The organism is Butyricicoccus sp. AM05-1, assembly GCF_003474415.1.
GTDB classification, from domain to species: domain Bacteria; phylum Bacillota; class Clostridia; order Oscillospirales; family Butyricicoccaceae; genus Agathobaculum; species Agathobaculum butyriciproducens.
In genome coordinates this window covers 14147-34416 of sequence record NZ_QUDG01000016.1, presented here as the reverse complement: position 1 = coordinate 34416, position 20270 = coordinate 14147, and the positions used below count along the sequence as shown (strand labels likewise).

The following is a 20270-nucleotide window of genomic DNA, read 5'->3' as shown; positions in this document are numbered from 1 at the left end:
GCACGCGAACCGAATAATATCAGTTTCGGCACTCCATAACGGTGCGCCAACCGTTTTACCTGTTCGATTGTCTTATCCATCAGCGTCACCGTCCTTATTATTTTCATTATACCATACTTAAAGGAGCGATACACCATGAAGATTGGATATATTCGCGTCAGCACCGAGGAGCAGAACACCGCTCGGCAGGAAGTCCTGCTGCGCGACCTCGGTGTTGACGAACTGTTTATTGACAAGGCCAGCGGCAAAAACGCTGATCGTCCAGAGCTGAACCGCATGATGGAATACATCCGGCGCGGCGATACGGTGATCGTTGAGTCAATCAGTCGCTTCGCGAGAAACACGCGCGACTTGCTTGATCTCGTGGAACAGCTGACCGAAAAACAGGTGGAATTTGTCAGCCGTAAGGAGGCTATCGACACGACCACGCCTACCGGCAAGTTTATGCTCACCGTGTTCGCCGCGGTTGCAGAGCTTGAACGCGAGTATATCTTGCAGCGTCAGCGCGAGGGCATTGCCATCGCTAAAGGGCAGGGCAAATACACTGGCCGCAAGCCACTCTCACTGCCCGATAACTTCGAGCGGGTAGTCGCACGCTGGCGTACCGGCGAAATCACCGCGACCGAGGCCATACGGCAAACCGGACTAAAGCCAAATACTTTCTACCGTCGGTGCTCCAAGGCTTCTTCTTTACCTAAACGCATGAAATCCAGATAATGAGAAAGTTATAGAACGAACGTAGAAATTTCAGCCTGCGCTCGTCAATGATGTATTGGGATTTTACTGAATCAGCCATTGATAATTCTGTCATCCGTCAATCACATATTCGACAAAGTCCCGTGCGTCTTTAATCTGATAAATGAGCAGATCTCATTTACCAAACAGCATTTTACGACACTTTTCTGTTGCGAAAACACTCGAACGCAAGATTGAATATTATACTCGAATAGCACTATAATGCGATAGCTTTTATCTTGAATCTCAGGAAAAAATACAGCCGGGTCTCCCGTGATTGAGAGGCCCGGCTGTATTGTGCTGTAGAATTTACTTTTTTACTTGCCCATTTCGCAGTAGCGCATAAGGATTGCGGCTGCCTCTGCACGGGTTGCGTTATTCTTCAGGTTCAGCTTACCGTTAGAGCCATTCACGATGCCGTTGGCAACCGTCCACTGCATTGCGTTTACAGCATAGCTGCTTACGCTTGCAGAGTCGGAGAAGCTGTCCAGCGAACCGCTTGCGGTCGGAGAATCAGAATATTTTTTGATAAGAAACGCGGCGAAGGCAAGCTGTATTTTACCTATATGACAGCGGCGCAAAACAAGTTTTGCTCATCTATACTCCTGGGTTATATTTGATCTCGCCGTCCACACGGGAGAATTTGCTGAAGAACTCCTCCCAGATACGGAAGCTCATCTCGGTCATGGTCGCATGCGGCATGTAATCTACCCAGGTATAGTTGACCATCGGTGCACCGTCCTCGCGAGCATAATGCAGATCGTGCCAGCGACCGTTTACCTGCCAGCCGTCCTCCCAGTTTGCGGGAAGTTCGGGTGTCAGATGGTTGTTGCCGCGCCAGATGCGGATGCTGTCGCCGGTCGAGTTGGTATCGGTCGGGATATTGGGCAGCAGCCACGGCTCCTGCTCGCCGCCGAACATCCAGATTGGGATCGGACAATCCTTGCGGTTATGGATTTCCGGCAATACGCGGATATCCATGCCAAATCCCTGGAACAGCACACCAGAGCACGGTGCCGCTGCTGCGAACACCTCCGGCATAGTCATGGCAAGCACCTGCGTCATTACCGAGCCATGCGAATGACCGGTCGCGTATACGCGGGTACGGTCGATAGCATGGTCTGTGCATACTTTTTCGAGCAGTGTGCGGAAGAATAGCAGTTCATCCGGACCATTCGGAGCGGTGTGCATGAAATTCCACGCTGGCAGTGCAACATTATCCGGACTGCTGGCCACAGTTGTTGCTTCAATGGTGCTGGGTGTTGCGGTCGGATGTACAAGGATGAAGCCGTGCTTGTCAGCTACCTTGTACCACTCCGAGTTGCCGCAGTAGATTTCTGCCGAGCAGGTATAGCCGTGCATCGCAAACACCAGCGGAACCGGCTTTCCAGGATTCTGCTTGACCTGTTCCGGCACATAAACGTACCATTCGCGCATCCAGCCGCCGATTTCCTCGCAGTGGTATTCCATGCCGAGATCGGCTACCGGATCCTTTGTCACGCGCAGGTCGCCGCCTGGGCCGCTCATCCAGCGGCGCTGCCGATAGAGGAAATCCTTCCAAATACGGCGCAGCAACAGATTGGCGTAATCGGCTGAACCGCCGGGAATCGTGCTCATGCAGACGCGGAATGCTTCCTTCTCCTGATTGGGCGCATAGGGAGGCTCAGCCGAACGAATATATGTTACCGTATCCGGCGAAGTCTGTTTGCCATCTTCGGTGATGCCGCAGGAACGCTTCCAGTAGTCCGCGGTGCCGTTGTCTGTGCCGACCGGGCTTTCTGGATCGTTAATCACCCATGCAGGCATCGGGATATCGCTTTTTTTGAGGTTCAGACGATGTGTTTCGTCGATAAAGCCATCCAGATTGGTGCAGAAGTCCTCTGCCGCGGCCTGACGGTAATTCTCGTTCACCTGCGAGCCGCCGACCGTTGCCACGCTGGCCCATACCGCCGGATTATACATCGCGGCCATATTTGCCAGCACACCGCCTTCGCGGCAGCCGGTCAGGTAGAACTTGGCTTCGTGTACGCAGAACTTGAAGCGCTGCGCACCGGCGAGATACACCTGCTCGATATAGGCTACATCGCCGTCCGGCTTGCCGTAAGGTTCATCGGTGTTCCAGGTGTCGTTCTCCGGTTCGAGGAAGAATACGATCAGCTTTTCCTTGGTCTCCTCGGTGTCCGCAATCATGCGCCACCAGCTGTCGCGCCAGAGATCATCGGCGGTCTTGCTATTTTCTGGCAGGATAAACACGCCTGCCGTCGAAGGACGCACACCCTTCGGAATATACACCAGATAGCGACGTTCTTTTCCACCGACCGTTACTTTTTCTTCAAATGTACCCTGATAGAGCGGCTTGAGCGGGTCCTTCGGGTCTACTTCATATTGATAGTTCTGATACATTGCGATTCTCCTTGTCAGTCTGCCTGCTTGAGCATACCCTTGTTCTCCATGTCACGAATCATGCCGTCATAGTTTTTCTCCAGCTTGTACGCCAGCATCAGCGCGATAATAATCGCCCAGGCGAATACCGTGCCCCAAATGTACAGATTCTCGACCATTGCTACTGCGGACGGAATTTCCTGCGCCAGACCGGTAAAGCCGGACTTGTCCATCAGCTGACCGATAATTGCACCGGTGATGCCGCCGCCGAATTTCTGGCCGACCGTTGCAGCGCTGAAAATGAGAGCCTGTACGCGAACGCCGGTCTTCCAGTGGCCGTAGTTGACAACGTCAGCCATCATGGTAAATACACAGCCGAACAGCGGGGCCTTGCCGATGCCGCGGATTGCAGCAACAGCGGCAACAAACGCCGGATTTGCCGGGACCGCCAGCAGCGTCAGCTGAGCGACCATGGTCAGAATTGCACCGGCGAGAACCAGATTGCGCTTGCCGAACTTCTTGATGAACGGCGCGAGAATCATGATAACGACTACCTGCGGGATGTTTTCCGCCAGATTGAGCACGCTGTAATATTCGTTGTTGCCGAGAATGTACTGCGCGTAGTAGGTTGCAACCGTGCCGTTGACGGTCTGGTAAACCGCAAGGAACAGGGATGCGAACAGGATCATAAGGAAGTACTTGTTGTGAATGAGTGCGCCAAAACGAACGCTTGCCGGCAGCTTTTCTGCTTCCTGTGCTGCCTGGGTGTTGACGCGTTCCTTGGTGCCGAAGAAGCACCAGAGAAGCAGGCCGATAGCGACTACCGAGTAGATGAGCGTTACCTTGATCCACGCCGCCTGATCGCCGCCCATGCGGTTGATGATGGGCAGGGAGGCCGCAGAAACGATCATGTTGCCAATCGGCGACATCGCCATGCGGAACAGGTTGATGCGGGCAAGATCCTGCTCGTTACTGGTCATCAGCGGAGCCATTGCGCCGTAGGGCAGATTCAGTGCAGTGTAGACAACCGTTGTACACAGGTTATAGGTGATGAAAATGTAGATGGCCTGCACAGCCGCTGTTGCATTTGCGGGCAGACAGAACAGCGCTACGGCGGAAATGCCGTACGGAAGTGCCATCCAGAGAACCCACGCTCGGCCTCGTCCGTGCTTGGAATGCACCTTGTCCATGATGAGGCCGATCGCCACATCGGAAATACCGTCAAAAATACGCGAAATGAGCATTATCATACCGACCATAGCCGCCGATACGCTCATGACGTTGGTGTAGAAGTACGTGATCAGACCGCTGGTGAGTGCGAATACTACGTTGCATGCAACATCGCCCATACCGTAGGAGATCTTTTCAAAGATGCTGGTTTTTACATTTGTGCTTGCATTGCTCTGCACAGTCTGTCTTGTTGCTGCCATGTTTTTCTCCCCTTTTCTTTTTCTTTCTTATGTGAGCGTTTTCCTGCAGGTCTGCTCGTTTTCATGCTTACAGTTTACTCGCAAATGCGGAGAAGGAATACAGAAAAGCCGGAATATCGCTCCCGATATTCCGGCGGTTTCTCTGCGTGACAGAGTATTTCTGTATGATGGAGTTCAGTTTTTCGATATCAGACTGCAAAAATGACGGATTTCCTTGCGCGGGTATCTTATCCATCCCGCTTTTTCAGCACAATCAGACGTACCTCATGCGGCTCTAGTTCCGTCTGTAGGTGTAGCGCACCTGCGGTATCCGCATCTCGAATTTTACAGAGCGGCTGTGCCATATCGTTTAAGTAGTTTAAATCCTCCGGCGTCATGACTCTGGGCGCTTCCATTTCCAGCCATTTGTCAAATGCTGAGCCTGCCGACCGGTTGAGCGTCCAGCTTTCCTGCCGATATACACCCGGGTCCAATCCGCAGAGTTCCAGCTCGATTTTGAGCCGTCCGTCAACCTCGAACACCTTGTAGGCATCGTGTGGGTCGGTCAGCTTCTGATAGCGGTAGCGGTACAGCGCATCATAATGGCAGTAATGGTACAGATAGATTTGAATCGTGTTTTCGGTTCGGGAGACAAACCATCCCTCACCGGAAGCGATTTTGCGCTCACCGATTCGACCCAGCATCCGCAAGGCCTGATAGCCGGCCTTGGGTATTCCGTTGATAGTAAACAGACCGTATCCGCCATGAAATACGCCGCCCGGTACCAGCCATTCGTCAAGAAAGTCGGTCAGCAGCCAGTAGCCGAGATATTCCGCCTGATCATAATTCTGCAGAACATTTTTGATGAGCCATGCCGCTTTGTAACAGGTATCGCCTGACAGATCACGCTGCCACAGGGTAGAATTCCACTCCTCAACTACAACCGGACAGTCTGCAAAGCCAATTTCCTGTCGGATTCGGTTCAGCCGCTGCAGAAAGTGCAGGGTAAAATTCTTGTCCTTACTCAGCACCGACGGCATCGAGGTCTGTTTAGAGGTAAAATAGAAGAAATCACTATCTTGTGAAAAGTCTTCGTGCGGATAGCATTGTACCGTGATGAAATCCGGCGGACAGCCGTGCTCCTTAACATCGAGAAGAAACCGACGCAGACCGTCCGGTGCAAGTGCAATACCCGGAAAGCATCCGGCACCTCCCAGCTTTAGTTCGGGATCGATCATTTTAATCGTCTGATAGGTCGCTTCAAACATCTTGCAGTAGTCCTCGTGTGACATGACCGGCGCGGTATACTGCAATCTGCTGTAATTCATCGAAAACACGGTGAATCGCCATTTGCGCACGTTCGCCAGACCGTATTTGTCAATCCAGTGCGACAGGCATGCCTGCACCAACGCCTGCCACTTTTCCGAATCATTGTACATGCTGATACAGATTGCCGGATTGTCGAACACGGTATACTGCGTTTTTGCCAATTTAGACGGCATATAACCGAGCTCCACATACGGAATCAGCCCAATCTCTTGAATGAAGTCGAACAGCAGGTCGGCGTAGGCAAAATTAAACCACGGTGAACCATCCTCGTTTTCCTGATAAATATGCATATCATCATCGAAAATGCCGTGAAACCGAAGATAGGTAAAGCCAATCTCCTTCTGCGCACGACGCAGCTGCTCCTGCACCGAGCCGATCAGACCGTCATGCGCGTAGCCGATGTTCACCATCTGTCGCCAACTCTGGCAAATCGGTTCGCCATCCTGCGTCTCAGGCAGACGAACCGTCTTGCGAATGACAGTCGGTGCACTCTTTGAATACAGGCTTGCGCCGTCTGCATACTGCAGCAGTTCCTGCAGCCAGTCCGAAACATCCTCTTTAGGCGGCTCCGGTGTATCGGCAGACTGTTTCAGCTGCTGACGGTATTTGCCCGGTGTGCACCCGTAGGCTTTCTTGAAAAAGTCGATGAACGAGTTATCGCTCTTAAAACCGTTTCGATAGGCAATCTCGGTTACTGAGTCCGTGCCTTTCAGATCATTGACCGCATGAGACAGCCGCAGATCGACCAGATACTTGGTAAATGTGGTTCCCACATACTTTTTGAACACACGCGAGATATAGCTGTCCGATACATACAGCTGTGCCGCTGTCTCGGACAGGGAAATCGACTGGTTCCACTGCGTATGGATCATTTTCAGTGCGGATTCCAGCAGTTTCAGCGTGTTGATGCTATCTTCCGGCTGAACCGAGTCGGTTGTGGAAAAGCGGCTCCACAGCAGAGAGGCTAGCGATACCGCCTGCCGCTGCAGTTCCACCTGATCAGTCTGCTGAAAATACAGCCGGAACAGTGTCGCACACCGTCTGCGAATGTCCTGCGCGACCGAATCCGTCAGTGTACTGCGGGACAGATAGCAGTCGATCATCTGCCGCTGCGGCCAGTCAGCCTTTTGCAGAATTTCAGGCGAAAGCGTGATCTGCAGCACGCCTGCATCCTCTCCGCTAACAGTGCGGTACAGCGTGAACGGAGATACGGCGTATACCTCAGAAGCACCGATGGTGTAGTTTTCCTGCGCAGTGGAAATCGTGTACTGTCCATGCAGACCGAAAAACAGCGATACGCCTGCATCCATTGTGATCGAAATATTCTCGTGATGCAGTACACGGAATATGATATGCCCCTGATCCATTGTTCAACGCCTCCTGCCGCAGTGCCTTGCTGATAGCAACAGCATAACACAGCTTCAGCAGATTTGACAACCGGAATTGTTCGGCGGGGGAAGAATTCGTCTTGACAGAACGGCACTCTTCTGATAATATACAACGTATTGTATATTATATAAAAATCTGGTGATATTCATGCAGTCAACCTATATTCTATCTCGAAAGATACAGAAACTATCGAATACCATTACACAGCGGCGCAATCGCGATCTGAAAAAACTTGGTCTGACTGCCGAGCAGGCAGACGCGCTTCTGTTCTTCCACGCCCATCCGGAAAGCGCCGCCGCAGACTTGAAAACGCACCTCAGTGTGACGCATCAGGCAGCACGTGCCATTGTGGAACGCATGGTGCACAAGGGGCTGCTCATCACACGTGTGTCTTCGCATGACGCGCGGTACAAAGTGGTTACGCTTACCGCGCAGGGGGAGGAGCTGCACGAGACCATGCAGCGCAACTGCACCGACTTCGGCGATGTGCTGCTTGACCATATCAGCGCGGAGGAGCGGGATACACTGCTCAAACTCATTACTCAGACGTTGGACAATCTGAAAAACAGCTAAAGGAGAATGCACATGGAAACAACTGCAAGCACCGGTAAGCGTGCCGTTTGGTACATTGTCGGTCTTAATCTGATCGCGGCGGCCGTTGTGCTGAACGTGCGCTACAACGTCGGTGTGGCGGCATTCAGCTCGGTTATGTATGCCATTTCGGAGATTTATCGCATTTCACTCGGCACCGCGTCCATCATCTGTTATCTGATTTTTGTAGTGATGCAGTGCATTCTGTCGCGCAGAATTACACTTACTTATCTGCTCGAAATCCCGCTTTCGTTCGCATTCGGCGTGCTGACCGATGTGTACGATTGGCTCATTCCTGTGCTGCCGTTCGCGCTGCCCACGCGGCTGCTTTGCTTTACGCTGACCATGTTTGTCACCGCGGCCGGCGTATTTCTGTGCGTGAAGAGCAAAATGGTGCTCACGCCGACAGACGGTATTGTGAACACCATTTCCGAGGTATTTCATCTGCGGTTTTCCGCGGTCAAGAACTCGTTTGACCTTTCTATGGTTGCAATCAGCGCCCTGCTGTGTATCATCAACCACAGCCCGTTTTACGGCATCGGTGTAGGAACCGTGCTGTCTGCGCTGATGCTCGGACGTATTATCAAGCTGTACGAAGTGCTGTGGCGCGTAAAGGCATAACGCAGATTATGTATTTCGTGTTTACACAGTGCAGATATCGCCTTCGCTCCGATTTTTAGTTATAGATTGAATTACAGATTTTCTTCTCAAAACTTCATAATCCCAGCTTTCAGCACGCTCTACTCCAGGCTGACCTTGACGGTCGGCAATCATTTGTTTCTCTCAAAAAGAGAGCTGACTTTCTGGATATTCATGAGCGTTTTCTCGAAGTATATTGTTTGTGCCGCTGCTCGACAAAGAAATCTCTTGCGCCTAAACAGTCTAAAACGATATAATATAGGAAAAGGCAGGTGGACGGTTTGAACGAAATCCTCGAAATCACACCCGGTATTCCGCTGATGTTATCCAGCACCAGCAAGGGCGACGCAATGAAATGGTATCAGCCGGAAACGGATTGCTATCTGAAAGCGAATCGCGTCGATCATGGGCGTGAATATCAGGATGCCATTGCAGAAGTCATTGCTTCGCGTGTTGGTGAACTGCTGCATATTCTTGTCGTGCAATATCAGCTATGCCATATTCGGATAGACGATGAAAAACTTCTACTTGGTGCGATCTCACACAACTTCTGTTACAAGAACGAGAGTTTTATTTCGTTTGAGACCATGGTGGAAAGTTCGGATGCGCCCATTCAATGGGCTGTTTCCGCAAAAGAAAACTATGCGCTTGTCATTGACCTGTTTCGTACGCTGACCGGGCTGGATGCACGAGACTATCTGAACACCATGCTGCTGTTTGATTTCCTGATCTGCAATGAGGATCGTCATCTGAATAATTTTGGCGTTCTCAAGGACGAAACAGATGGTTCATACCGTTTTCCACCGTTGTTTGACAGCGGTTATGCACTTGGTTTCATGCAGGCGGAGCATCGTCCGGTAGAGCAGTACCTGTATTCCTGCAAAGCCAAACCATTCTCTACGAGCTTTTCCAAACAGCTGCACTTGGTAAATCAGCTCCCGAGCGGGATTGTCCTGCCGGACAGCATTCCGGATACCGTATTCGATGGTCTGCCGCTGTCTGCACAGATGCTCGACTATTGCCGTACGATTCTGCAGATAAGATTGCAGCAGTTAAAGGAGTATTTTGCATGAAACCTGTTGATTTCACAATCTATTGGAAAGAAACTCCCGTTGTGCAGGTCTGCTATGATGCAATGAAGCAGCCGCAGTTTACCGTGCTCGATCATTCCCATCTGCCGGTTTTGCTGTTCGGCATGGATGGCAAGGCCGTGCCGACAGCCGCGCGGCTGGATAAATTCTTCGCTGATCGGTGTTTCCCGTCAACACGGCAGAATGCCAAAGAGCTGCTCGCCATCGCCGGACTGACGCTCTACCAGCCCAAGCTGATCTGCCGCAAGACACACGGCATTGTCGCTCATGACCACTACTGGATCCGCTATGCAGATGATCCATCTGACCTCAGCCATGCTTCTCTGATGCAGGAGATGAGCAAGGCGGTAAAGGCTGTTCCCAGCGCCACACCAGCACAGCGCCACATCGGATAAATTTGATATTCAAAAGTAACCGCCAGGTTTCTCCGACATGAGGAACCTGGCGGTTATCTTTTGTTATTTACTTTCTAGCAGCCAATCGATCAGATTCAGCGACTTAATTCCTTCGTAGGACGAATCCAGACCAGGATTGAGTGAAAGTACGATTTTTTCGTAGTTGTCGGAAATTTTCTGCAGCGGAGCAAGCTCGCGCGCACGCACGGTTTCGCTCTCCATGGATTCCGTTACCTGCACATACAGCTTTTCATCGGCCTTGGTTGCAATGAAATCGACCTCGGCAGTGCCGATCTTGCCGATAGCGACATCATAGCCGCGGCACAGCAGCTCGAAATAAACGACGTTCTCAATCGCGTGGCCGCTGTCACGGTTGCGGAAACCGAGCAGATAATTGCGCAGACCAATATCTACGATGTAATATTTGCCCAGTGTGCGCAGAAATTCCTTTCCCTTGATATCAAAACGCTTGATATCGTAGAAAAAGTATGCTTCAAGCAGAGCATTCACATAGGCCTGAACCGTATGCGTACTGGGCTTTGTCTTGCGGCGGCCCTCGTCGAGCAGGCCTTCGTTGACCAGCGTATTGCCAATGGAGGATACGGAAACCGACCTGCCGATATTATCTGCTAAAAACAGAATGATTTTCTTGAGCAGAATGGCATCTGTGATCTGTCGCTGACCTCTGCGCTTTTCGCGCTCTAGAATATTGCGCACAATAACGGTCGAATAAATGCCGTCCAGCAAGGTAAGGGCCTTGTCCTGTTCCAACCCGACATCTGCAATACCCGGCATGCCGCCGTACCGCATATAGGCGTCGAAAATCTCACGCAGCTCGTAATGGGTGCCGTCGGCATCAACTGCCTGCTTTTTCGTACCGCCGAGCGCGCTTTTGACCTCTTGAATAGTGAAACCATGGAAATCGATAAACTCTGCAAACGACAGCGGCAGCATTTTGATTTCCACACAGCGGCCGGACAGATAGGTGGAATATTCCGACGAAAGCAGGTAGTCATTGGAGCCGGTGATATAGATGTCGCAATCCAAATCCATGCGAAACGCATTGATCGTGTTTTCCCAGCCTGCCATACGCTGCAATTCATCGAAAAACAGATACATCCGCTTGCCCGGCAGCGAACGCTCTTTCACATACTGATACAGGTCATCTGAGGTCATTTTGATGAACTCGTAGGATTCGAAGTTTATTTCGATAATCTGTTCATCATTGATACCGTTCTCACGCAAATGGGCAGCCATCAGCTTGAGCAGACTGGATTTGCCGCAGCGACGAATGCCGGTCACGACCTTGATCGGCTCGGTGTCCTGAAAGGCGATGAGCTTGTTTAGGTAGATATCTCGTTTTCTGAGCTTGTGTGAAGCAATCATACGGCAACCCTCCTGATAAAAGCATAGCATAAATGATTTTAAATTTCAAGTTTATGCTATGTAATGCACAAATTATATAATCAAATGTGATTTGTGCAATTAGTATAGCCGTAGATCGACTTGATGATTCATTCCACTGAAGGGGGATTTGCTATTGAGTATAGGAACAGATATCCCCCCCCTTGATAGATATTCGCGCACTGCAAGGATTTAGAGCAGCGACAGCATCTCCTCACGCATGAAGTAGATTAGGTTGCTGATCATCTGGTAGAAGGCAGCGGCAGCGATTTGACCCTTTAAGGTTTTGGATTTATTTATAGCTGTCAGAATGTTGATTGGGGACATCGTCTTATGCGATTTTATATTTGTAGCTTGTAATAGTAGTTTCTTATAAAGCCACTCGGTGAATGTTGTTTGATTTTGATAGTTCTGCGTGAATTCAATATAATCCGTTGCTGTCCATGGATAGGTGATTAGTATTTTTCGGATATCAAGCATGCTCATCTGTACATCGGGTGTTAAAACAAAATGCTGCCGTCTATATGTTTGAAACCATTCGGGATAGAGTAACTTTCTTTTCTTTTCGATTGTCTGGGCGAATTGGATAAAATCATCTCGAACGATATGTAAATCTTCCTCTCCTGCAAGTGGAGTTTCTCGGCCAATGCGAAGTTCCTTTCGCAATATAATAGCAGATAGATCACATCTTTTAGCGTATAAGAAGTGATAAATTTGCTGATATTTTTCTGATATACTCAGTTCATCTGCGCTCTTAGCACAATAATCAGTATTAAAGTGCTGACGTAATAACGGTAAAAGATCAAAGGGAAATTCAATCTTTTTATAGCTTTGCAACATATTGTACAATTCGTTAATTGCCGATACATTTTGTAGATTTAATGCCGCGCCTTTTTCTGCAGATGTGACTTCTAAATGGGCGCGCGTGTTCAAAACTCGGAGATGTTTTGTAAGGAGTTCATTGAGATCAGTCTGCTCTCTTTTTTGCATTAGTTCATTACGTCGATCTCTTTGCAATTTCTCATATTTAAGATCCCACAGTTCCTCTGGAGAATAACTGCCATTAAGTAAAGAATTGCTAGAATTAGATTCTTCATCGATTGAATCAGCGAAGGGCATAGGTAGAAATGAATAATACACATATAGATGAGCGAGTGCATCTTGGTCGATATCCAGATATCCATATATTTGTTTCCAGATATTTTGCTCGGTTTTATTTTGAGAGGTACTTGGATCGCTCTCAAACAGGATTGCAGATATTTGGTTAAATAACTTAAAATATCGATTATTCGAATATTGCTTAACATCTTTTTCAGTAAAAGATAGCACAGGGAATAAATCATGCTTTTTAGGATATTCGTCTATATGTTGCTCCGTTAAATAATTATTTCGCTTTACAAACATGTAGAAGAAATACAGTGGTAAAGCAGCTAAATACCACGGGCACATTACAATGCCATCAACCATCATCTTTACATTTTCATGAACATTATCGTTTTGAACTTTATCGCTGATTTGATAAAAATCACAAAATTTGTCTGCTAATTCATCTAGCTGTGTTATCCCTTTTTCCAAAATAGACTTCCTCATCAAAGCCATGCGATATTCTGTACGGCTGTGATTTGGTTCTTCTTCTGAGGGAACATAGTTTACTCGGAAATCTTGCCACTTCTGCTTAACTTGTTTGCAGTATACATTTCGGTGAAGATGCTCTTTCATTAATTGTTCGCTCACGTTGCTGTCTGTTTGCTTCCCAATTTTCAGAATAGATTTTTCTGCTGAAATTTGATTAACCAAAATATTTTGCTTGTAGATAAATGCTGTGAGCTGCTTTCTGAAAGTATTGCAGATAATGAAATTATAAGGCCGATACAATCCATCAATGAACCGGGTTTAGATAATTCTGAATCAATCCAGTTAGCGTTCTTAATTTGGTCTTCCAAACAGTATATTTTACCAATATATTCAGAAAAAATATCTGGAGGCTTCCCATTGGAGATATATTGGACGAATAGATTCTCAATGTCAATGATGTGTTGATGAAAGCTGATTACAGATACTTCCATACGGTTTTTGCATCCTTTCGTAACGATTTATCCGTGGTTTTACCGGTTGGCCCAGCAACTTCAAATGGTGTATAGTATTCATGAGCTTAAAAAAACAGGCGCCTGAATCACTTTTAGGAGGTATTTACTCATGTACAACTCAGCTAGTGAGATAATAGCTATTCATAAAAAGAATGGTGGTGACATCGCAAACTTCGGTGCGCCCAGCGATTACGACCACCTCTATGTCATCACCCAAGGCGATTTAACGCTCGCGTATGCTGCACGCGGCGGCAAGTGCCTTGTCGAGATTCCCAAGAAGGAGTTCAACAAGCGTCAAAAGCACGCAGACATTGAGTATATCAATGTTTCGCTTGACCCCGACACGGCGCGGTTGCCGGGTTACCGGAACGCAAGCGGCTCGGACGCATTCCGGGCGCTGTTCCAGCTGCCGGAGCTGTGCCAGCAGAACACCACGCTGCTGATGCTGTTCGTCCTGTGCATTGCCGCACCGCTGCTCTCTATTCTGTACCCGCTGTTCGGCGGCAGCATTGCCGTCGTACTTACCGGGATTCAGACCGTCTCCCAGTCTCCGGTTCTGCAGGAACTCCTGCGTACCTGCGGCGGTCCGGAGAAATGGAAAGGCAAGCACTGGACGGCTACTGTACCTCACAGCTGGCAGCCGCACCGTGAGCTTTGTGCAGCTCGGCCGAGTGATGACCTTGCAGATTATGCAAAGCTGAAGGTCACTGCCGGTAAGAAAAGTATGACGCTCCCAGCACAGGTTGTCAACCGTTTGGTCGCGCTGGAGAACAGTATCCCGCAGGCTGTGGTCAACACAGTAAGTAAGAACTACCCGTTTTCTGTTCCTGTGGTATTGGGTCGCAAGCTGGCCGGCAGCGAACGTACAATTTTTACGTTGGACGGCAACGAGTTGTTAAACTACGATGAGAAAATGCTGCAAAGACTTTTCGCACAGCACAGCAATATCCAGAATATCCTGAAGAAGTTTGTTGTGCACTATCGTAAAAATCCGCAAGACTTTGCCGCAGATATTGAGCGACGTGCAGCGCGGTTTATCCCATCTAAACATGATGGCAGGTTTACATGTAACTCTGCTGACGCTTCGACACATGCAAAAGCGAAATTGCTTGCTGTGCTGGAAAAACTTTTAGGATGGGGTACTAATCGAAATTATTGTGCTTACGCAGAGGCAAATGCACTATTTCTTGCAACTTGGGGCGCGATTCTCCCCGAAACGTCTCCCAAACCGCCGGAAGACACCACTGCAAAGCTCAATCCGGAAAATGCGTACACCTTCCTCCTGTTCTTCAAGAAGTATCTGCATGACCACATTGCAGGTATTCGTAAGGAAGGGGAAACATGGGATACGCAGTCGGTGGCATGGCTGCGTACGCTCAAGAATCAGACAACTCTCTTGTTGATCTGTGGTCGCAGGAGCTTGCTCACCGCATATCAGGACTGGCTGCAAGAGAGGGACGTGGAACTCGACATTTCTGCCGAAGCAGCGTTGCAGGCAGCTTTGACAGAGGGCGGCATTCCGTTCCGCACCGGCGGACGCGACACGACGTGGAAGTACAAGCTGTCGCCTGCTGACAAGCCGCTGCCCTGTATGGGTGTCGCTCTCAATGACCTGCTTTCGCTGTTCGAACAGCATGAAATCAGCATCGGGAATGACCTTGGGAGCCTGTTTTCACTCGAATCGGACGACTGCAAAGCCGAAGCTGATTTTGTTGCAGAAATTGATGAATCGGAGGAGAATGAGGTATGAAAGACGTTGAAAAATTTACTGATTCGAGCTTCGGTGAAAACGAAGAGCTTCGGGCATTGGAGTGGAGCGCGCATTCTCCGCACTGTATTGCCGACTTGACGGGACAAGTGATGGACGAGCTTGACGAGTACTTTTCTACACGTGGGATAACATATATATCTGGGCAGCGCGAGCTGCTCAGAGATACTGTCCGCCTGATGCTGGGCGAGGCGGAGAAGCCGGTCACGACCATTCCGCTCTTGCCGGGGATGGGCAAGTCTACGCTGGTGCGTGCGCTTGTCAAGGTGCTGACGCGCGAGTTCGTTCGCATGAGTGATTACGCCAAGTCGCTCGGCGGCGTTATCCTTGTCGTTGAGAAAACCGCCGAGGCGTACGAGCTGCGCGACTTGATACAGGAGAACGCTCCTAACCGCGATCTCGTTCGCGTGCTCGAAGGTCCGAACGACTTCAACATTGCCCATGGCGGCTGTCAGCGCAGCGATGTGCAGACATATGCAGAATGTCCCGGCAAGGATTGCCCTCAGGCGGCAGAATGCAGATTGCTGCATGCCGCTGATAAGGCCAATCAGACACCGTTCCTCGTCTTTATGCACGCTCGATACGATCAATATTATATCGAGAATCTGTCTGCTCTGCGTGAGTGGAGTTCCGGCGAGGAAACGATTTACACGCGCAAGCTGCTGATTGTTGATGAAGCACCGAATCTGATGAAAGTTTCTAAGCTTTCAACGAGTGTGATCGCTGCCTGTGAAGGAATGATTTCGACGTACAAACCTAGCTATGAGCTGAGCTGGGACAAGCCAAAACAGACGCTGCTGAGCACGCTGAACTATTCGCTGCGTATTCCGTTTCAAAAATTGCTTCGGCAGTATAAAGCGAACGGAAGTCGCATTGCAATGGCAACATCGGACGATTTCAATGCGGCAGCATTCGATTGGAGCAAGCTGGATCCGTTCTGCGATCAGCTGGAGCACTATGCCGGTCCGCGTTCCGACGAAATAATTGAGACGGTCAGCGTACTGTCAAAGCAGCCCGCTGCCTATCAAATCGGTCAGGAACACGAATTAACGGTTCCGCACTGCCGCCCGTTCGACATACAAGATGACTTGCGCACGTTCATTTTGAGCGGTTCAGCGTTTCTCTCGCCTGAATTGTATGAGAATCCTGAAGTCGATATACCTTCGGCAAATGTGCAGGAATCGTATCAGCGGCTCACCATTCATGTGCAGCGTTCCGACACCCGGTTCAGCGTCAGCAAGACCGCGATGGCAAATAAAACGACTCGGAACGTACTGACGGTCTGGCTAAAGAACAAGCTGTCCGGTATGGCAGGGCACAAGGTCCTTGTGGTTACATACAAGAGCTACGCGAAAGAGCTTTGGGATGCCCTGAGCGAGTTCCACGATCGTCTGATTCCGCTTCAAGCGGATGACAACAGTGGACCCAAAGAGAGTCTGCCGTATTTCGGAGGCATGAACGGATCGAATCGATACAATGAAGCGGATTGCGTGATTTGTGCCGGTTTGGGCCGTTTCGACTCGGAAGAATATTTCAATCGAGCACTGGCATTCGATTTCGACGGCAGTGCGTGGGGCGAATTCGAGCAGGCGTGTCTCGATCCGAGTTTCCGGAATACAGACGATCTGGCGTGCGTACAGAAAATGAGAAATCTAACGATGGCGCGCGATCTGGTTCAGCTTGTATTCCGCAGTACGCTGCGCAATCATGGCGGTAAAGAACCAGTTTCTCTGTGGCTGATTCAGCCGCCCGAAGAGGTTGTCATGCACGTTCGTGAATCGTTCAGAGACTGCCAACATGACGAGATTTCCGAATTACCGTTCGAATGCTTGTCCGAACTGGCAGCCGGCCGAACCTTTCAAGGAAAACCGACCCATGCCTCAAAGCTGCTCAAATGGCTCGCGGATTGGGACGGTTCCCCAATCTTGATTGCAGAGGTCCAGGGACAACTCGGTATGAAGCCGGGGCAATGGAAAGAAGCTCGGAAGAACGCGGCTGTCAAGGAAGCGTTCAAGCATATCGAAACCGATGGTTCGGGCAAAAACTGCAAAATCAAACGATCTGAAAATGCAACGTAAGCTGCTATATATTATATTCCTGAAGGACCATAAATAAGGAGGAGTCTATTATGGCTGAACATACCATTCAATTCGTTTCGCCGCGTCGTTTCTACGACACGGCAACCGTCGCTGAAACCCATCGCCGTCTGCTCGCCGAGGGGCACAATATTTCAGAGAATGCTCTGCGCGGATTTATCCGTCAGGGTATTCTGCCGGCCGTTAAGATTGGCCGCAAGTCGCTTCTTTATTACCCGAATGTCCTCAAGCTGTTGATGGAGGGAACCGGCTCCGTGTCCCCTGACGAGGATCGTCCGTCTTACATTCCTGCTCGAATCTCGGTTTGATCCCTTTATTGCGGTGCGCTGCAAGGCGCACCGCTGTATTTTCCCCGAAAGGAGTGACTATTCTATGCCAAGTATTAAGAAAATTCATACAAAATCCGGTTTGAGCTTCAAAATCACGGTTTCGTGCGGCTATGATGAACGCTACCGCAAGCGCTGTCACTATAAGACTTGGAAAGCGCCGGAAAACTGGTCGGAGCAGCGTGCCGAGCGAGAGGCACAGAAAATTGCCTACGAGTTTGAGAACAGCATCAAGCTGGGGTTTCAGCCGGACAATAACAAGACGTTTGCCGAATATGCCGCCTATGTCATCGACCTAAAGGAGCACACCGGCACCAAGCACAGCACGATTGAACTGTACAAACACCTGTGCGAACGTATTATTCCGGCCATCGGTCATATCAAACTGACCGACCTTCGACCACAGCACTTAAATCGGCTGTATATCGATCTTCTGCAAAATTGCACCAAACATGTTCTCGACAAAGCCCGCTCTAAGGTTGATTTAGGTTCGTTGCTGACCGAACGGCAGATTTCACGCGCAAAGCTGGCAAAGCTGTCTCGCCTCAACGCAGTTACCATAACGGCCGCCTGCCGTGGACAGGTTATCCGTAAGTCCTCCGCAGACGCAATTTCTGCGGCGCTGGGTATACCGCCACAAAAGCTGTTCGAGTACATCTTGAATACCGATCACCTCGCGGTTAAAACCGTTCTGCAGCATCATCGTTTCATCTCCACCGTGCTTTCGCAGGCGGAAAAGGAGATGATCGTGACCTACAACGCAGCGGCACGCGCCACACTTCCTCGCGCTCAGCGAAAGAAGATCAACTATTTCCAGCCGGAAGAAATCTTCCGCATTTTGCAGGCGCTCGAAGGCGAACCGCTCAAATGGCGAACGATCACGCATCTGATGATTGTCACCGGTGCGCGGCGCGGTGAGATTATGGGACTGAAGTGGGAGAATGTTCACCTTGATGAGCGGTATCTTTACATAGAGGTCAATCTGCGCTACTCCAAAGCACGAGGAATCTATGAAGAGACGCCAAAAACCGGAGAAACACGCTTTATCCCCATTCCGGCTGAAACCGTCACACTGCTGCGTGAATATCGTATAGAGCAGGAGAAGCTGCGCGAGCTGAACGGTGATCGGTGGCAGAATGACGAAGGTTTCCTGTTCACGAGGGATGACGGACAGGTCATGCACCCGGACAGCATTACCACATGGCTCAATAAATTCAGCAAACGGCATGACCTGCCGCATATCAATCCCCATGCGTTTCGTCATACGGTTGCAAGCGTACTGATTGCCAACCATACCGATGTCGTTACTGTTGCGCGTCAGCTCGGGCATTCCAGTCCGGCTACAACCGAAATGTACTATGCGCACTTGATCGAGCAATCTCGCGTACAAGCGGGTGAATGCATTGCCGATGTTATGCTGCGCGGTTATAATCGGAAAGGAGAGAGTCATCCTCTTGACATACAAAGAAAACTGTAATACAATCGCGCTACAAGGAGATGATTTTATGGCTATGGATGCAACACTTCAGATCCGCATTGATAGTGCAGTGAAGGAGCAGGTAGAAGCGCTTTACCGCAGTCTGGGTACTTCGTTCGCTGAGGCTGTACGGATGTTTGCACAGCAGAGTCTGCAGGAAGGCGGCATGCCGTTTCGGCCGTCGCTTCGTGCGTGGGATGACATGAGCGAAACGGAAATCAGTGAAAAGCTGTCGCGCAGCAGTGAGGATATTGCTGCCGGACGCATCTCTGCGCAGTGCGATATGGACGCTAAAGTAAAGGAGCTGCTTCAGAGTCGTGCCGCAAGGATATAAGATATTTTACACCTCAACAGCCGAGCGGGACATTACGGAAAAGCTGATGTATATTATGCAGCAGTATCGGGATACCGTAGTATGTTACGCGAAATGACGTGATTTTGTATTCGGTTGATGAAATCCACAGCTATGTGTACATTCGCAGTGTTTGCACACGCGGTCGAGATTTGGATTTGCATCTGTCGGAGCAGAGCGAAAGCATAGAGTAAAACGAAAAGAGCGGCAAGGCAGCTCCCGATAAGAAAACATCGTGAGGAAAGAGAGAACGGTATAGCTTCGGCTGTACCGTTTTCTCTTTTTTCCATTGATGCCGTGACTTTTGACATTTCCAAGGCTCCGATACCCTTGTAGTAAATGTCGATCTCCTGCGTCCGGTTCTTGCCCTTCGGGTCGCTGGCCGCATGGACGATGATTTTCTCCACGAACTCATGGAGGATGCAGGGCGTGAGCTCCGGGATATCCGTGCACCTCTCCACAACGGAGAGAAAACGATCAACATCCGCCGATTTGCTTTCCTCCAGTTCCACTTCTTTCCGAAGGGAACTCGTCAGCACCTTGAGCTCCTGTTCTTCCTTCTCATAGTCCACAGAGAACTTCTGAAAGCGTTCATCGGAGAGCTTGCCCGAAATGTTGTCCTCATAGAGCCGCTTGAAGATAGCATCCAACCCTGTGATCCGCTTTGCAAGATCCCGGTCGCGCTGCCGTAGGTCACTGGCCATGACCAGCCTCACAAACTCGTCCTTACTGCGGGAGGCGAAGGAAACGATCTCCCGCGGGAGTCGCTGATGGCTGAGGCGCAGATGTGCCGGAAGGCG

Annotated in this window: 18 protein-coding genes; 10 read left to right on the top strand and 8 right to left on the bottom strand. The window is 50.0% G+C overall.

What is annotated here, in order from left to right:
- Positions 1–135: 135 nt before the first annotated feature.
- Positions 136–717, top strand: coding sequence for a recombinase family protein (locus DW088_RS14735; RefSeq protein ID WP_118361720.1), 582 nt, complete (start codon positions 136–138; stop codon positions 715–717).
- A 335-nt stretch (positions 718–1052) separates the two neighbouring features.
- Here the strand turns inward: DW088_RS14735 and DW088_RS14730 are convergent, their stop codons facing one another.
- From DW088_RS14730 to DW088_RS14715, 4 genes are all read right to left on the bottom strand, one after another.
- Positions 1053–1316 (bottom strand): S-layer homology domain-containing protein, encoded by a 264-nt coding sequence (locus tag DW088_RS14730; RefSeq protein WP_118361718.1) that lies wholly within the window; start codon positions 1314–1316, stop codon positions 1053–1055.
- A gap of 16 nt (positions 1317–1332) precedes the next feature.
- Positions 1333–3138 carry a PHB depolymerase family esterase gene (locus DW088_RS14725; protein ID WP_118361716.1) on the bottom strand — a complete coding sequence of 602 codons (1806 nt, stop codon included), beginning with the start codon at positions 3136–3138 and terminating at the stop codon, positions 1333–1335.
- Between the two features lie 14 nt (positions 3139–3152).
- On the bottom strand, positions 3153–4547 hold the full coding sequence (locus DW088_RS14720; RefSeq protein ID WP_117488314.1) for an MFS transporter: 1395 nt from the start codon (positions 4545–4547) through the stop codon (positions 3153–3155).
- Between the two features lie 227 nt (positions 4548–4774).
- Positions 4775–7222: a GH39 family glycosyl hydrolase gene (locus tag DW088_RS14715; RefSeq protein WP_118361714.1), complete on the bottom strand. Its 2448-nt coding sequence runs from the start codon at positions 7220–7222 to the stop codon at positions 4775–4777.
- Positions 7223–7391: 169 nt separating this feature from the next.
- Between DW088_RS14715 and DW088_RS14710 the strand changes: the two genes are divergently transcribed.
- From DW088_RS14710 to DW088_RS14695, 4 genes are all read left to right on the top strand, one after another.
- Entirely contained in the window at positions 7392–7817 is a 426-nt protein-coding gene (locus DW088_RS14710; protein ID WP_118361712.1) for a MarR family winged helix-turn-helix transcriptional regulator, read from the top strand.
- A gap of 12 nt (positions 7818–7829) precedes the next feature.
- The gene (locus DW088_RS14705; RefSeq protein ID WP_118361710.1) at positions 7830–8456 is read left to right on the top strand and encodes a YczE/YyaS/YitT family protein; all 627 of its coding nucleotides are present in this window, start codon (positions 7830–7832) and stop codon (positions 8454–8456) included.
- A 290-nt stretch (positions 8457–8746) separates the two neighbouring features.
- Entirely contained in the window at positions 8747–9547 is an 801-nt protein-coding gene (locus DW088_RS14700; protein WP_118361708.1) for a hypothetical protein, read from the top strand.
- Positions 9544–9960: a hypothetical protein gene (locus DW088_RS14695; RefSeq protein ID WP_118361706.1), complete on the top strand. Its 417-nt coding sequence runs from the start codon at positions 9544–9546 to the stop codon at positions 9958–9960. The genes DW088_RS14700 and DW088_RS14695 overlap by 4 nt, the downstream gene beginning before the upstream one ends.
- Before the next feature lie 63 nt (positions 9961–10023).
- Here DW088_RS14695 and DW088_RS14690 read toward each other — a convergent pair whose 3' ends face one another.
- From DW088_RS14690 to DW088_RS14680, 3 genes are all read right to left on the bottom strand, one after another.
- On the bottom strand, positions 10024–11346 hold the full coding sequence (locus tag DW088_RS14690) for an ATP-binding protein (protein WP_118361704.1): 1323 nt from the start codon (positions 11344–11346) through the stop codon (positions 10024–10026).
- 210 nt (positions 11347–11556) lie between these two features.
- Entirely contained in the window at positions 11557–13161 is a 1605-nt protein-coding gene (locus tag DW088_RS14685; protein WP_147356584.1) for a hypothetical protein, read from the bottom strand.
- Positions 13125–13430: a hypothetical protein gene (locus DW088_RS14680; RefSeq protein WP_118361700.1), complete on the bottom strand. Its 306-nt coding sequence runs from the start codon at positions 13428–13430 to the stop codon at positions 13125–13127. The genes DW088_RS14685 and DW088_RS14680 overlap by 37 nt, the downstream gene beginning before the upstream one ends.
- 130 nt (positions 13431–13560) lie before the next feature.
- Here DW088_RS14680 and DW088_RS14675 point away from each other — a divergent pair, with 130 nt between their 5' ends.
- The 5 genes from DW088_RS14675 to DW088_RS14655 all read left to right on the top strand — a co-directional run bounded on the left by DW088_RS14675 (position 13561) and on the right by DW088_RS14655 (position 19452).
- Entirely contained in the window at positions 13561–15201 is a 1641-nt protein-coding gene (locus DW088_RS14675; protein WP_118361698.1) for a hypothetical protein, read from the top strand.
- A complete protein-coding gene (locus DW088_RS14670) occupies positions 15198–17297 on the top strand; it encodes a hypothetical protein (protein ID WP_118361696.1) in 2100 nt (699 codons plus the stop codon). The genes DW088_RS14675 and DW088_RS14670 overlap by 4 nt, the downstream gene beginning before the upstream one ends.
- A gap of 50 nt (positions 17298–17347) precedes the next feature.
- Positions 17348–17623 (top strand): hypothetical protein, encoded by a 276-nt coding sequence (locus DW088_RS14665; RefSeq protein WP_118361694.1) that lies wholly within the window; start codon positions 17348–17350, stop codon positions 17621–17623.
- A 64-nt stretch (positions 17624–17687) separates the two neighbouring features.
- On the top strand, positions 17688–19118 hold the full coding sequence (locus tag DW088_RS14660) for a tyrosine-type recombinase/integrase (RefSeq protein ID WP_118361692.1): 1431 nt from the start codon (positions 17688–17690) through the stop codon (positions 19116–19118).
- Between the two features lie 28 nt (positions 19119–19146).
- Entirely contained in the window at positions 19147–19452 is a 306-nt protein-coding gene (locus DW088_RS14655; protein ID WP_117752281.1) for a type II toxin-antitoxin system RelB/DinJ family antitoxin, read from the top strand.
- A 53-nt stretch (positions 19453–19505) separates the two neighbouring features.
- On the opposite strand, the gene DW088_RS16100 is transcribed toward DW088_RS14655, so the two are convergent.
- Positions 19506–20186 carry a DUF4368 domain-containing protein gene (locus DW088_RS16100; RefSeq protein ID WP_207663035.1) on the bottom strand — a complete coding sequence of 227 codons (681 nt, stop codon included), beginning with the start codon at positions 20184–20186 and terminating at the stop codon, positions 19506–19508.
- Positions 20187–20270 lie beyond the last annotated feature (84 nt).

Coding starts and splice junctions, on each gene's coding strand:
- DW088_RS14670 (WP_118361696.1), top strand. CDS start 15,198: ATGAAAGACGTTGAAAAATTTACTGATTCGAGCTTCGGTGAAAACGAA.
- DW088_RS14675 (WP_118361698.1), top strand. CDS start 13,561: ATGTACAACTCAGCTAGTGAGATAATAGCTATTCATAAAAAGAATGGT.
- DW088_RS14735 (WP_118361720.1), top strand. CDS start 136: ATGAAGATTGGATATATTCGCGTCAGCACCGAGGAGCAGAACACCGCT.
- DW088_RS14660 (WP_118361692.1), top strand. CDS start 17,688: ATGCCAAGTATTAAGAAAATTCATACAAAATCCGGTTTGAGCTTCAAA.
- DW088_RS14720 (WP_117488314.1), bottom strand. CDS start 4,547: ATGGCAGCAACAAGACAGACTGTGCAGAGCAATGCAAGCACAAATGTA.
- DW088_RS14715 (WP_118361714.1), bottom strand. CDS start 7,222: ATGGATCAGGGGCATATCATATTCCGTGTACTGCATCACGAGAATATT.
- DW088_RS14710 (WP_118361712.1), top strand. CDS start 7,392: ATGCAGTCAACCTATATTCTATCTCGAAAGATACAGAAACTATCGAAT.
- DW088_RS14695 (WP_118361706.1), top strand. CDS start 9,544: ATGAAACCTGTTGATTTCACAATCTATTGGAAAGAAACTCCCGTTGTG.
- DW088_RS14690 (WP_118361704.1), bottom strand. CDS start 11,346: ATGATTGCTTCACACAAGCTCAGAAAACGAGATATCTACCTAAACAAG.
- DW088_RS14665 (WP_118361694.1), top strand. CDS start 17,348: ATGGCTGAACATACCATTCAATTCGTTTCGCCGCGTCGTTTCTACGAC.
- DW088_RS14680 (WP_118361700.1), bottom strand. CDS start 13,430: ATGGAAGTATCTGTAATCAGCTTTCATCAACACATCATTGACATTGAG.
- DW088_RS14655 (WP_117752281.1), top strand. CDS start 19,147: ATGGCTATGGATGCAACACTTCAGATCCGCATTGATAGTGCAGTGAAG.
- DW088_RS14705 (WP_118361710.1), top strand. CDS start 7,830: ATGGAAACAACTGCAAGCACCGGTAAGCGTGCCGTTTGGTACATTGTC.
- DW088_RS14725 (WP_118361716.1), bottom strand. CDS start 3,138: ATGTATCAGAACTATCAATATGAAGTAGACCCGAAGGACCCGCTCAAG.